Origin of the sequence: Bacteroides sp. Phil13 (assembly GCF_001940965.1) — a bacterium.
Lineage (GTDB): Bacteria > Bacteroidota > Bacteroidia > Bacteroidales > Bacteroidaceae > Bacteroides > Bacteroides intestinalis.
This window is the reverse complement of sequence record NZ_MSHA01000030.1, coordinates 1-14,948: the sequence shown is the minus strand read 5'-3', so window position 1 is coordinate 14,948 and position 14,948 is coordinate 1. Positions and strand designations below refer to the sequence as shown.

Genomic DNA, 14,948 nt, shown 5'->3' with positions numbered 1-14,948 from the left:
TTTATTTCTTTGTTTTACATGGTTAAAGTTATCGTTTTACTGACAAATACGCTTATAAATCATGGTCAGAACTTCCAGTCTGGATGTCTTTCCGAGAGTAGCTTTGGGCTTAAACCCACATAATGCACTCCATTCCTGTAGCGTTCCTTCATCAATCGCTCCGTGCAAATTAGCATTCCATTCGGGCAGATATCCTCTCAGCCCCATATATTGCGCCAAGCGGAAGTTAGGATCTTCCGGTCGTAAATCACGAAAGTAGATCAACGTTGCTTTCTGGTCCACCAACAAATCTTGTAATCTGGACATATCTACATCCTGTACAGGCACTTTGCAGTCAATTGCCAACGAAGCAGCAATACCTGCCGCCTGTCCCAACGCCATCCAGCAAGGCTCCATACGCAATGTGGAGAAACCGATATGCGAGCCGGATACAGGTACAGGTAACAGCAAATTTTCTACATTTCGGGGTAGAATAACCCCCAATGGTACCGTATAGACAGCTGTAGGATAGCTAATAAATCCATCCAAGTGTGCTCTCCCAGCTTCCCTTTTCCTGGCAGCATGTGAATCGAGTGCATAATGACTGGCTGTCACACTATTAGCATGCAAAGGTGGGCGCTCACCCGATGCTGTGGGCAAAGCATCCTTAGCAGTGAAGAAATAAACTCCTTCAAAGCGTCTTCCTTCGCGTACATAAACTTGCCGGGGAAAATATTCATTATCTTGATATTCATCTTTAGCCAATCCCCATTCCAACATTGCTTTACGGAAATGCTCCGGTAGTTCCGGATCATTCTGGGCAAACCAGAATAAGCCCAATGTATAATCTTTTAAACGTTTGGCAAACTTATCTCTCCACTCCCAGGATGAAGTGGGCCACGGCCAATTCTCCTCAGGCAAATCGGTAGAAATAAATGCAGCATGCTGGTTATTGCCATCTGTCTTTTGATTGGGTAATTTCACAATACTGCTCAACTTTCTGATTCCCCAACTGTCTCCGGGTAGCTTGGTTGGATTGCCTGCAGCAATATGACGGCGATTTTCTTCCATCATCTCGTCCGTCACTTTCAGCATAACTCGTTGAGTATTCTTTCCGGTCCATACGTCTTCAATTAATGGCACATATTCATCCCTATTGTAAGATGTCGGTTTCGGAAAAAGAACTCGATTTTTAGGATCATTTGTCAGACAAAGCCGATAATTATATGCCTGAACTGCATTGTCTGCTTCCCCAGTGCTACCACTGGCAGGCAGACTTTTCCAATATTCATAAGCTCGTCCGGCTCCGGGTTCCCCAAATTCGGTTTTACTTTCCCTTCCTATACGAAAAGGCACACCGGCAGCTGCTCCCAAATCCCCTTCATAAGTAGCATCTACAAACACGTCACCCTGATAAATCTCTTTCTTCCCATTCTCACGATTCAAGATACAGATACTTTCAATACGCCCGTTCTTGATAGAGATATTCTGATTTTCAGCATCAAATTGCCGCATTAAGAGCACAGTAATCTTATCTTTATGCTCATTCAGCATATCCTGATAAATGGTTGTCGCAACAGACGGTTCAAAATGGAAGCCATCACTGCAGTCCTTCAACTGTTGAGAGTTTTCTCCATAACGATCTGCATAATATCGCTTAATCCTGGAAGTAAATTCCAGGAACAGACCGGTAGTCGCTTCCCGGGTGGCAATATCCGTTGCTCCCAGCCCGTTGGCAGGAAGTCCTCCAATATGCCGGGTACGTTCCAGAATAACTGAAGTCTTGCCCTGTCGGGCTGCTGCAATAGCCGTCATAATGCCACCGGGGTTACCGCCCACCACCACAATATCAAAATGGTTTTGAGCAGACACTCCCAAACTGAGTAGCAATAAAGCTATAAGGATATGGAATCCCTTCACGCTATTATCTTATTTGAGTTTATACTTCTGAGTATCTATATTCCAGCCTTTCAACACCAAGACTGCCCCATCAGCCAACTTCTCTTCCCCTGTTTCAATGGTGACTGTTTTCTTTTCACCCGGAATCAAAGAGAAGAAGTTATCTGAATAGAATGACGGACGTATCGGGCTCATCTTGGAATTGAGAAATTGCAACTGATTGAAAAAAGCAATACCATTGGACGTATTCTTCATCACAATGTCCACAAAATAGCGTCCATCTGCCTGACGTGTTTTATAGGAAAGCTTCACTTTGGCTGCTTTCAACTTACTCAGATCCTCAAAGCCTGATGATGTAGGACCGGTTAAGGTCTTGCTGCCTTCATACTTATCATTGGATCTCCAATAGAAGTTGGAAGAAACATCTTTGCCTTTTTCATCTTTCAACACTAACTTAATAAAGTGAACCTGGGAAATGTTTTCAGGAAAACGAATCGTCAAAATATCGTTAGCAACTCCATCTTCCGGCAAATCGACAGAAGCAGACTTTTCAAACACCTTCTTGCTATTTATATCATATACCTGAGCTATCACCTTATAACCAGTAAAGGCACGATAGTAATCGTTCACCACGGACACTGTATTTTTCAGATAGTCAAACTGAGCATGCAGCGGTTCCAGTGAATTAGCTGTATGATACAACGAAGCTGTGGGTTCCAAAGACCAATCCCACATACGGGAAGAAACCTGACGCATGGAACAGTTATGGTACCAGAACAAAAGTCCGGAACAGAAACGATCGCCGTAATCCAATTTATTATAATTCCATACTTCCCAGATACTCTTAGAATTCATAGCACCCAGCAGTTGTCCTTTTTGGGCAAACTCATCAATGGAAGATGACTTTCCATAGTTATTTACCAAATCAGTATACATGGTAGTCATCAGGTGAAAACCATTTCCATCCAGATAATCCCACACTTCCTTATTGATAGGCCAAAGGTCTTTCTCATCCATCATCTCACGAAGGATTTCCACTGTGGGAAGTGTAGGAGCACCATATTCAGGATTGAAACCATCGACACGGCTTCCACGCGGAGATGCCGTATTCTCATAGTGCTGCATCGGATTCACTTGCTTGTAAGGACTTCCGTCATGTACTCCGGCACATTCGGACTGCATCTGATAACCTCGCGTACCATCCAGTTTATTCAATAATTCAGGGGTACCGGTAACCTCAGTACTCTCATTGGAAGCCACATAATAAGCCAAGGAAGGATGATTACGAATACGCTTCACGGTAGACTCCACATTATTCAGATAGTTGCCCTTATCGTGCGGATGGCGTGTATCACCTGTCATCCAGAATTCCTGCCATACCAATAATCCCATCTCGTCACACAACTGGAAGAAATAGTCAGATTCAGCAATTCCCCCTCCCCACATACGTAAAAGGTTGACTCCTGACTGGAGGCTATATCTCAATTCAGCATAAGTACGTTCATCGGAAGTTCTCAACATAGCCTCCGGTATCCAGTTTGTTCCACGGATAAAAAGACGTTTACCATTTACATAGAAGACACGTGATTTATCAGGTGTATTCGTATCAGAAGTAATTTCACGAATACCAAACTTCGTTTTTACCGAATCACACACCACTCCATCGATGGATACGGTCATTTTCAGCTCATACAGGTTCTGAGGCCCTTTATTCACAGGCCACCATAAGCGGGGAGCGTTAATCACCAATTGCGGGAACTCTTCTGGAGAGAAAGACAAAACTTTCTCTTCTCCACGCATAACTTTAACTTTTTTCTCGAAAGTTATATTTTCACCAAGAATCTCACCCTTCACCGTGCAATTAATAGGGTTAAAACCTGTTGTCGGATTCACAACTTCCACCGATACAAATTCGCGTGCCTGGTCGTAACCGGGTTTGCGTAATTCCGATTTCACGAAAGGATGACGCAATGCCACTTTACCGGTAGAATAGAGAGAAATATTCTTCCAGATTCCTGTATTACGGTCGCGAATGCCATCCATAAAAGTGAAGTCCCAACCCACAGTCATCAGCATGGTAGTATTCAATCCAATGTTTCCGTTTCCACCATTATGGAATTCGCCTACCGCTCCCCAGGATTTTGGTTTAGCACTGCCCGGAACATCCACCGGATATACTTTTATAGCCAACGCATTGCTCTTGTCTATTTTTACAAAGCTGGTCACATCAATATAATCCTGCAAAAACATGCCCTTAATCGTGCTTAGCAGGTTTCCATTCACCCACACCTCAGCACGATAGTTAATGCCATCCAGTTGTAACCAGACATGCTTGCCTTCAAATGATTTAGGAACTGTAAATTCAGTCCTGAACCAATAGGTATAGAAATCACGTCCGGTTTCAGAAATATCCGGTATTAATTTAGATTCGATTTTATTATTGATACCATAATAAGGCTCAGGATATTTTTGGTTGTACACCAATGAATTCAGAACCGTACCGGGCACAATGGCAGGCAACCAATTTGTTGTCGGATAATCAGACAAAGATACTTTCTCTCCGGGATCTGTTACGTCTCCCGCCTTCATCATTTTCCACTGATAGCCCCCATTATGGGTAATATCCGAGTCAAGCCAGATGCGTTCAGAGCCTCTGGCATCATTCACTTGCGTTTGTCCGGTTACTACTGTCGAATAGGAAAACAACAGTAAAACAAAGGTAAGGGCTTTGGCCCAACTGCTTATATTCATTTTATAAGTATAAATAAGGTTTCGATATAAGATTACTAAAATAACAGAAATTATTCTTCTAAAAGCGCAACAGCACACCAAAGGTAAGGAGCTTGTCCATGATAATCGCCTACATTTTGTTTACGATCATAGTAGTATTGCTTATCGTTCTTTTTGTTGGTGCCCTCGCAAACTGATTTTACATTGTTGTTCTCATCTATGTACTTCACCATAGCCATCCATGCCTTGCGGGCAGCAGGTGCATATTCTTTAGCATCCAGCCAGCCATTCTTCACACCCTTAATGAAAGCGAAAGTGAACATGGCAGACCCTGAGGTTTCAATCCAGCAATCAGGATGATCCAACAACTGATGCCACAAGCCATTGGAAGACTGATACTTTTTCAGGCTTTTCATCATAGTGCGATAGCCATGCAGGATGCGTGGACGGTATTCACTATCTTCGGGCAAACTACTCAACAGCTCTGCCATACCGGCAGCCATCCAGCCATTACCTCTACCCCAATAGAAAGGAACATCCGGTGCATGATAGAAAAGACCATTCGGACACTGCAATTCATCCAGATACATCACCATTTCTCTGGCAGCACGGTCTATATATTTACGATCACCGGTAACTCTATAAGCCTGAGTCTGTACAATCGTAATCATATACATATCGTCAATCCACAAACGAGTTTGCCAGGAATATCCTTTCTGATCCCATTCTTTTTCTTTGGGTTTTGCATTTTCAGGAAGTTGCCATTGAGTATCGGCATAAGGAAGGCCCAAATCCAAATAACGTTGATCTTTTGTTATCTTATACAGTTCCAGAGGTAAACTGCCAAACATATTCACATCCACATGATTCTTGATAGGCAACAGAGCTTTTTCCGTCGTAAACAGAAGTTCAAATCTGTTCTGTAAAAGCTTCACAAGCTCTTGATCATTGGTGAGTGCGGCAAATTTCAATCCACCATTCCAGGTAAAAGTCTCCGGATAGCTAATCCATTTTCCGATATGAAGCATATGCTTTCCATCTACAAAATGATATGCCAGACGTTTACCTACTTCTTTGGGAGTATATCCTTCAGGAAAATCGGTCAACAAACTTGTCTGGGCAAACACCAACTGAAAAGGAAGCAAAAACAGTAATAATAACGACTTCTTACACATAAGGTTAATTTTTTATTTATTAGACATTAAGAAATACATAATTGTTATCATGGTATATCTCTTACGAGATGGTTACAAAGATAGCACGCAGCATCTTCTCAATAGAGAAGAAGCATTCCAATAAATAGAAAAAACATCTCAAAATCGCATAAAAGTCACAATTTTATTCCCAATAAAAGCACTATCCCCCTTATCCGGCAAAATCTTTCGGAAGTACTCCAAATTGTTTCAGGAAACATTTAGAGAAATACGAAGAAGAACTAAACCCTACCATATAACAGATTTCATTAATACGACTTTCACCTTCTTTTAATAACTGGGCAGCACGTTTCAAACGTTCTATACGCAAATATTCGTTCGGGCTCAAATCCAATACCCCTTTCATTTTACGGTAGAAACTGGAACGGCTCATATTCAGACTTTCTGCCATATCATCCATACTAAATTCCTGGTTCGACAAGTTAGAAAGAATAATCTCATTCAATTTCTTGATGAATTCTTCATCAGCCTTGGTCAGTGCCATTGTATTGACTGCTACAAAAGGAGATTTAGCAAAATCCCGGCGAAGCTTTTCCCGATTGTTTATCAGATTAGAAACCACAGCCAAAAGATATTCCGGTGAAAAAGGTTTCTCAATATACGAGTCCGCCCCTAATTCCATACCCTCAATCTTAGACTGAATATTAGTCTTAGCCGTCAAGAGTATAACAGGAATATGACTATAACCCACATTTGACTTTATTGTCTTGCACAATTCAAAACCATCCATTAACGGCATGACAACATCACTCACCACCAGATTCACAAAATTACCATCCAATGCTTCCAATGCCTCTCTACCATTAGTTGCCGTAACTACAGCATATTGGGATGACAACTGACGTTCGATGAAAGCGAGCATTTCCGGGTTATCTTCTACAACCAAAACCATATGCTTGCTTTCTTTTGATTGTTTTCCCTCCGATTTATCATCCGAATATTGCTCACCAGATGCTTCTGTTTGTAACTCTGCATCCATATTCTCCATATCAGAGTCTAAAGTAATCACCGTATCCTGAATAATAGGAAGTGTCAGGACAAAGACATTGGCATCTTCACCCGGAGCCATAACCAGGGTCCCACGATGGAGTTCTGCCAGAGAACGGGAAAGAGCTAAGCCAATACCCGCACCTGTAGCAAGCTTTCCTTCCTCCTTCTGACTGAAACGAACAAAAGGCTGAAAAATCTCCTCTTTCATTTCATCGGGAATAATAACTCCATCATTCTTTGTCACTACATAAAATGCCTGTATCTCTATATCTACTTCCAACTTAATATGCATATAGCTATCGGCGTACTTCATCCCATTATTCAAAAGATTACTGATAATCTTCGTAAATGCTTCACGATTCACATGGGCGCAGAAATTTTCTTCAGGCAACTCCAGATTAAAATCAAGACCTTTCTGACGTGAAAGAGAACTAAAACGCATATAAGTTTCTTTCAAGATATTGGTAATATCACATTTAGTAAAGTTCAAGCTATAACCCTGACTCTCTACTTTCCTGAAGTCCAGGAGCTGATTTGTAAGGTTCAGTAATCTTTCCGTATTATGTTGCATAATATTCAGATCCTCGTGAGTCTCCGGGTCCAAATGCTTTTTCAAAAGAATATTCTCCAAAGGCCCTTTAATCAACGTTAGCGGAGTCCGGATTTCATGTGCCACATTGGTAAAGAAATCTATTTTAGCGTTATAAATCTCGCGTTCTTTTTCCTGCTCAAACTTCTCGAGTTGACGGCGATGCTGCCTGCTGCTGCGCTGCCTGAAATAGCAAAAGGCATATACAGAACCGACAATAAACAACAATATATAAATGCAATATGCCCAGAACGAAAGATAAAAAGGAGGAAGAATATGAATATATAGCAAATGTTCTTCAGGCCCCCAAATACCATCACTATTAGACGCTTTCACACGGAACACATAATCACCATGCCACAAATTGGAATAAGTGACAATAGGGCTTTCGCCCACAGTAATCCAGTCTTTATCAAAGCCATCCAACCTATACATCAGCTTATTCATTTTCGGCACCTGATATCCAAGGGCTGCAATACGGAAAGAAAATGAGTTTTGATTAGCCTGAAGAGTGATACTATCCGAGAAAGTGATGCTCTTTTCAAGAGGAGTATTTTCTTCATCTGCGCGGACTTCTTTATTGAACAGCATGAAATCTGTAATCACTACCGGTGGCAAGCTTTTATTCTCAGTAAATGTTTTGGGATTAAATACTACAAAACCATCAATACTACCCAGATAAATAGCGCCCGTTTCATCCTTATAACTGGAACGGTAGTTAAATTGATCACCAAGCAAGCCATTGGCCGTTGTATAACCCTTTACCTGTTTTGTTTCGGGATTAAAGCGTACTAACCCGCTATTCGTTGTCAGCCAGAATAATCCTTCTGCATCCTCTACAATTTGATAAACCACATCATTGGGCAGGCCATTGGATGAATTATAGCTGGTAAAGGTCTCCGTTTCGGGATGGAACAAGCAGAATCCTCCCCCTTGTGTAGTCAACCAGATTTGCCGATGTGAATCTTCAAAAATACTCAAAACTTTGTCATAAGGAAGACTCTCTTTATTACTTTCATTATGCACGTAGTTCTTCCATTTTTTTTCATTGACATTGTAGCAATAGGCACCATTCACATAGGTAGCTAACCATAAATTGCCACCCGAATCCTCTTTTATATCATATACAAACCTACCGGCCAACTCCTCTATTCTGTCAAAATCATCTGTCTGTTCATTATACCTCAACAGTCCGAACATGGTTCCCAGATAAATATCTCCTGTTGTTGTTCTGCAAATAGCAAAGATACTATTGTCTATCAACGAACGGGGGGAAGCATTTTTCTGATAAGTTTTCAAGATATTCCCGGTATTGGTATCTACGATTTTCAATCCTTTAGAAAATGTTCCAACCCACAACTTATCGCCAACCATACATAAGCCATGAATATTGGTAAATCCGGAACTGGGTGCAAAGAAAGAAAATGTTTTTGTCTTCGGATCAAAACGATTCAAACCACCATCCTCAGTACCAACCCATAATATCCCTTTATTATCCTCGCAGAACTCACGTACCCGCTTACCATGCAAATTATTATCCCCATCTTTCGGATAATATTTCTCAAAGTAGGTGTAAGACTTTGGATAATAGTCTACTCCTCCAAAATATGAGCCTACCCAGATACCACCTTCACTATCCTCACATAGCGAATAAACAGCATTATCAGACAAAGAATAAGGATCATCTTTAGAACTATGCAAGTGCACATACTTATTTGTGCGAAGATTATAAATATAGACTCCCGATTCTGTACCAATCCACAATTCATTATCCGAATTGACGAGCAAATCCCGGCTATATACCATTTCACCGGTTTCATCCATCAACAATAAACTCCGTAAATTACCGGAGGTAAGGTTCAATTCCTGAACCCCTTTTCTTATGGAACTGATATAGATACAATTATAGGCTCCCGGCACAATCTTCATGATGACGTCATCTTTAAAAACTTCTTCACCATCCTTCGGGGAAAGATAAGGATGAAGTGTTTTTAAATTATCCTTAGAATAGAACAAACCACTGCCGTAGAATCCAACCCAAATAGTCCCACTATTATCAGAAGTTACACTCTGAACATTGGCTGAGAAGCTGTTCAATGTATAGTTGTGAAGCTGTTCTTTTTGCGGATCATAGCAGAATAGCCCTTGTGTTTCAACAGCTATCCAAACCCGTCCTTCCTTATCTCCCGAAATTGCAGAAACAGTCCGGTCGATTTGGATGTTTTCCTTACTTTGCAAGTTAAAAGGAGCAAAGATCTCGCGGGCAGGATAATAAATATACACTCCGGCATCCGTACCAACCCAGATATTCCCTTTTTTATCTTCATAAAGACAAGTTACGAAATTGTTCCCCAAACTATGATTGTCGTTCATATCACGCTTGAAGTTTCGGAACGACATACCGTCATATCTACTCAGTCCCCCCTTAGTACCGAACCACATAAATCCCTTTTTATCCTGCATGATCGCATTGACTGTAGTTTGGGATAATCCATCCTTTATGCTAAGATTTTTGAAATAGTAATGTTCGTCTGCTGCTTGTGTCCAACAAACGATATAGCAAAGAAAACTAATAAGGGCTATTATTCTCTTCCTCATTTTTGTGTTTTTTGATAGATTCGCACGTCAAATATAGCTCAATCTGATGACAAACGATAGCAGAAATACTTCAATAAATAAAAAATTCGTCTCTTTAATACTTTTAAAAATGTAGGAAACCGTCGTTTATGAAAAGACTTCGATGAAAATAGCCCATTTCATCGAAGTAGGTTCTCTGCCACAATGCTGTTTGAACTTCTTTCATTGCCCAATAAGGCCCTCTTCATTGCCTATTTTTTATTCGTTCTACTATAGTGGAACGCAAGGATAACTATAGCGTTCCTTACGAACCACTATAGTAAAACGTAAAGTATACTATAGTAGAACGAATAAAAAGTGCCTAGTAAGCTATATCCCAATAGGCAGGCGGTGAAATAAAAGATGCCTGTAAGAGTTATTGCTATAATAGAAGAAAATAGTCGGCTTAATTCATAACCGTGCAGTCATGAATCACTCGGAAAAATGATAATTATAAGGATTCCGTTTGAAATGATAACGATGTCGGGGCAGTGGCAATGGATCCTGCAAACGCAATTCCCAAGCCACCAGTTTTGTCAACAACTCATTCTGCTTATTTACAAACTTTGAGTTTCCAAACAGGTTATTAATTTCATACGGGTCTTTCTTCAGATTATACAGTTCTCCCCTTCCATAACTGTTCATTACCAGTTTCCAGTCGCCCATACGCACCATTCGGGAAGTTCCGCTCTGAGTCCAGGTATTCAGTTCGTCAAAACGAGCCACTTTATCATGTCCCAGCGCACCTTCCTGCTCAAAAGTCAGTTTATCATCCAAAGGCACATCCTCACCACCGAAGCCCAACTGCACAACTATACTTGAAAACTCCTCTTTCGGGTATTTCTTACCTGCCAGCATCGGCCACAAACTCCGTCCCTGCACACCTACAGGTATAGAATCACCTATCACCGTACAAAAAGTAGGGAAAAGATCTGCCAATGAAACATGCGCATCTATCGCTTTAGCCTGTTTCTTTATCTGATAACCGGCCCAAACCATTGGTATACGGGTCAGGGACTCGGACAAGCCTGCTCCTTTGCGAATTAAGCCGTATTCACCGCAATAATCACCATGGTCAGACAGAACTACAATGATTGTTTTCTCAAAAAGTCCTTTTTCTTTCAAGTCCTCAATCAGTCGCTTTATCTGATCATCTATAAGGCGAATCATTCCCATATAATTTCCCCTTAATCGAGGTATATCTTTCTCTAGATCAGGACAAGAAGCATCTTCCAGTTCTGCCAGTATCTGGTACTTCTCCCCTTTCCTCAATGCATCCTGACGTGAAGTCTTCACTGGCGGAAGCTTATCCGGTGCAAACATCGAGTAATAAGGTTCACAGACTTGATAGGGATTATGTGGTTCGGGAAATGAAACCCAGACAAAGAACGGATTATCCTTCTGGCTGTCGATCCATTCTATAGCTTCATCCACTATTCTTGCGGGCTGTTGGTCCTTGACAGGTATAGGCGAAGGTTCCAGACACTGTCCGACAGACTCTTTAAAGAATTCGGAAACGGCACGTTCTCCCTCCGTCACCGGCTTATTCTTTCCCCAGTGAGAATATTCAGACCAGAAATCCATATCTTTCGAACTCAAATAGCCATGATTCTTACCCACTAAAGCAGTCTTATAATGGTTCTCCTTCAAAACAGTTACCAAATCTTTTGCATAGTGTACATCACGTACATTGTGATTCGTACGCACATGAGTAGCACTGGGGAAACGGCCTGTAAACATAGAACAACGTGCTGGACTGCTGGCAGGCATAACCGTATACGCTTTATCAAACCAGGCATTTTGGTACGCCAATTCATCGACGTACGGAGTGATTTCCATCGGAAAACCTTCACGCCCACACAAATCCGCGCGCTGCTGATCTGTCATTATCACCACAATATTGGGCTTATCTGTCTGAGCGTACAAGGACAAGCCTACCCCCTGGAGAATAACTCCTGAAAAGAGATACTTTCTTAAATCCATAACTATCTATTTTAAGTATAAGTTCCACAAACGAATAATTTCCTCTTTCACATCACTTTAAACGTATGCGAAAATAAGTCTTTTATTAGTACTCAGGTAAAATAACACATATACTTCATAATCCCAATAAAGAGATTATGAAGTATATAAATTAAAGTGGCTTTTTCAGCCAACTATGAAGAATAGAATATTTTATTCGCTCAGCAACGCATAAGCACACCAAATAATGGGAGCTTGCCCATGATAATCACCTGTAATGCGGGGACGATCCAGATAATACTGGTGGCTGTTCTTCTTGCCTGTACCGATGCAAACTTCCATCAAGTCATTGTTATCATCAAGATAGTTGCAAAGTCCCAACCATGCACGGCGGGCAATCGGTCCATATTCATCCTTGTCCAGCCATCCGTTCTTCACACCCAAAATCATGGCATACGTAAACATTGCCGAACCGGAAGTTTCCGTCCAGCAGTCCTTTTCGTCAATCAACTGGTTCCAGAGTCCATCTTCATTCACATATTTCTTCAGGTTCTCCATCATCAAGCGATATCCTTTGAGGATGCGTTGACGGTTAGGATCGTTTTCAGGAAGGTTGAAAAGCAATTCCGTCATACCAACAGCCATCCAGCCATCGCCACGTCCCCAATAGAAGGGCACATCGGGCGCATGATAAAAGAGGCCGTTCTCACGCTGAATCTCATCCAGATAAAGCACCATTTCCTTGGCAGCGCGGTTGATGTATTTTTTATCTCCCGTTACGTGATAGGCTTCGGCCTGCACGATGGTAATCATATACATATCATCAATCCAAAGGCGGGTCTGCCAGGAATATCCTTTCTTATGCCATTTACGTTCTTCATCGTTTGCCTTCTCAGGAAGAATCCACTGCGTATCGGCATACGGTAATCCCAGTTCTTTATAGCGCTCGTCCTTCGTCATGCGATACAGTTTCAGAGGCAGACAACCGAACATATTCTGGTCTACATGAATCGGAGGAGGAAGCAAGTCTTTCTCCAAATGGAACAACAGCTCAAAACGCTCTCTCAGTTTCTTGGTAAGTTCCTTGTCATTCGTCATTTCGGCGAACCGGAGCGCTCCATACCAGGTGCAGACTTCAGCATAATGTATACCTCTGTCTCCATAAAGTTGGTGTTTAGTCTCCATCAAGCGACTGCTTACCTTTTTCCCTACGATTTTGGGATTTGCTCTTACAGGGAAATTACTGAAATAATCTTGTGCGGTGATGGTACTTGTCATTACAAATACAGCCACAACAAACAGATAAATGAAACGATAATCTCTCTTCATAATTCTTATAGTCTTTAAATGAATAATTAATTTGCCCAGTTATCATTTTCTTACGGAAAATTTATATATGCAATGGCTATCATATTTCTCTCCCGGCTTCAATAGTGCTGACGGCCATTCCGGTTTATTAGGAGTATCGGGATATTTCTGAGTCTCCAAACAAACAGCAACACGATGACCATATACGATACCTTTCTTTCCCTTTACCGTACCATCGAGGAAGTTGCCGGCATAAATCTGAATTCCCGGTTCGTTCGTGTAAACATCGAGTACGATACCCGTCTTAGGAGATTCAAGAGTGGCACACTTCTGAGAGATATCCCCTTTCGTATTGAGTACCCAGTTATGGTCGTAACCTTTGCCATACTTCAATTGAATAAAATCATTATTAATACGTGCTCCGATGGCTGTGGGTTGACGGAAATCCATGTCTGTATTTTCTACAGGAGCAATCTCACCGGTAGTCATAAAAGTACTGTCCACAGGAGTATATGCATCAGCATTAATGGTCAGTAGATAGTCCGAGTTGTCTTTGGAAGGGTCACCATCCAGGTTGAAATAAGAATGATTAGTCAGGTTAACAACCGTAGTGCGATCCGTTTCGGCACTATAACGAATATCGATGGCATCATCATCCGTCAGTGAGAAAGTGACCTTACAGGTCAGATTACCCGGAAATCCCTCTTCTCCATCTTTTGATAAATAGCTCAATTCCAAAACCTGATCACTCAGCTGATGTGCATCGAAAACCCGGAAGTCAAAGCCTTTAGAACCACCATGTAGGCAGTGGCCATAGTTATTCCGTGGCAATTGATATTCTACACCGTCTATGGTAATCTTACCCTGGTTAATGCGATTACCATAACGTCCGATGGTAGCACCAAAATTCGTAGGAAGTTTCACGTAGTCCTGAATAGAATCGAGTCCTAATACAACATCACGCATAACTCCATCTTTATCCGGTACCATTACTGATACAATACGTCCACCAAAGTTTGTAATACAAACTTCCATACCATTTTTATTCTTTAGTACAAACAGGTCTGTCTGTTTACCATCCACTTCCATACGGAAATCAGCCGGATTCAACCCTGAAGCAGTCTTTTCACTGGCTTGCTTACTTGTACAGGCTGATGCTAATAGCACAAATCCTGCTAAAATAATCATAATTTTATTCATACTCGCTTATAATGTTTATGCTTTATTTTTTAGAGAAAAATTGTTCTGCACGTCCTGGTGAAAATAGTTCCCACAGCGAGGCAACCGTCCAGCCCGGAGCAAAGATATCGTTGTAATATCCCTTACCATTACGACCGTAATCCCAGTTCGTGTGTTGGACAACCTCAGGATAATAACCGACTTTGGCAACACCACACATATGACCCTCATAAGGAAGCAATTGACGCATGGAAGTGGAAATCACCTCAGCAAAGTCTGAGAAACGAGCCTCATTGAACTCCTTGGAAAGCCAATGTAACACATCAGCAAACTCAAAGATAAACACATCAATATGGTTATTCTCAACAGACACATTACCCCAGCCACGGGTCTTCAAGCCGATATCACCCAACATCTGACCCTCGGCAAAGGGAACATCCCAGGTGTAATACCAGGACAAGGCGAAATAAGCAGCCTTCCTG

The 14,948-nt window shown here is 41.5% G+C and carries 7 protein-coding genes and 1 pseudogene; all 8 read right to left on the bottom strand.

Going from position 1 to position 14,948, the window contains the following annotated elements; all coding sequences use genetic code 11:
• Positions 1-36 precede the first annotated feature (36 nt).
• Positions 37-1,899, bottom strand: coding sequence for an FAD-dependent oxidoreductase (locus BWI44_RS04740; RefSeq protein WP_195208556.1), 1,863 nt, complete (start codon positions 1,897-1,899; stop codon positions 37-39).
• Positions 1,900-1,908: 9 nt separating this feature from the next.
• Complete coding sequence (locus tag BWI44_RS04735; RefSeq protein WP_195208557.1) at positions 1,909-4,629, bottom strand: glycoside hydrolase family 2 protein; 2,721 nt, start codon at positions 4,627-4,629, stop codon at positions 1,909-1,911.
• 50 nt (positions 4,630-4,679) lie between these two features.
• Positions 4,680-5,783: a glycoside hydrolase family 88/105 protein gene (locus BWI44_RS04730; protein WP_007661325.1), complete on the bottom strand. Its 1,104-nt coding sequence runs from the start codon at positions 5,781-5,783 to the stop codon at positions 4,680-4,682.
• A gap of 190 nt (positions 5,784-5,973) precedes the next feature.
• Positions 5,974-9,999, bottom strand: coding sequence for a hybrid sensor histidine kinase/response regulator transcription factor (locus BWI44_RS04725; RefSeq protein WP_195208558.1), 4,026 nt, complete (start codon positions 9,997-9,999; stop codon positions 5,974-5,976).
• Positions 10,000-10,449: 450 nt separating this feature from the next.
• Positions 10,450-12,000 (bottom strand): sulfatase family protein, encoded by a 1,551-nt coding sequence (locus BWI44_RS04720; RefSeq protein WP_286812056.1) that lies wholly within the window; start codon positions 11,998-12,000, stop codon positions 10,450-10,452.
• A 192-nt stretch (positions 12,001-12,192) separates the two neighbouring features.
• Positions 12,193-13,308 (bottom strand): glycoside hydrolase family 88/105 protein, encoded by a 1,116-nt coding sequence (locus BWI44_RS04715; RefSeq protein ID WP_044154798.1) that lies wholly within the window; start codon positions 13,306-13,308, stop codon positions 12,193-12,195.
• 42 nt (positions 13,309-13,350) lie between these two features.
• Complete coding sequence (locus BWI44_RS04710; protein WP_195208559.1) at positions 13,351-14,487, bottom strand: aldose epimerase family protein; 1,137 nt, start codon at positions 14,485-14,487, stop codon at positions 13,351-13,353.
• 22 nt (positions 14,488-14,509) lie between these two features.
• Positions 14,510-14,948 (bottom strand): annotated as a pseudogene (locus BWI44_RS04705) (hypothetical protein); the annotation flags it as partial.

Coding starts and splice junctions, on each gene's coding strand:
- BWI44_RS04735 (WP_195208557.1), bottom strand. CDS start 4,629: ATGAATATAAGCAGTTGGGCCAAAGCCCTTACCTTTGTTTTACTGTTG.
- BWI44_RS04730 (WP_007661325.1), bottom strand. CDS start 5,783: ATGTGTAAGAAGTCGTTATTATTACTGTTTTTGCTTCCTTTTCAGTTG.
- BWI44_RS04725 (WP_195208558.1), bottom strand. CDS start 9,999: ATGAGGAAGAGAATAATAGCCCTTATTAGTTTTCTTTGCTATATCGTT.
- BWI44_RS04720 (WP_286812056.1), bottom strand. CDS start 12,000: ATGGATTTAAGAAAGTATCTCTTTTCAGGAGTTATTCTCCAGGGGGTA.
- BWI44_RS04715 (WP_044154798.1), bottom strand. CDS start 13,308: ATGAAGAGAGATTATCGTTTCATTTATCTGTTTGTTGTGGCTGTATTT.
- BWI44_RS04710 (WP_195208559.1), bottom strand. CDS start 14,487: ATGAATAAAATTATGATTATTTTAGCAGGATTTGTGCTATTAGCATCA.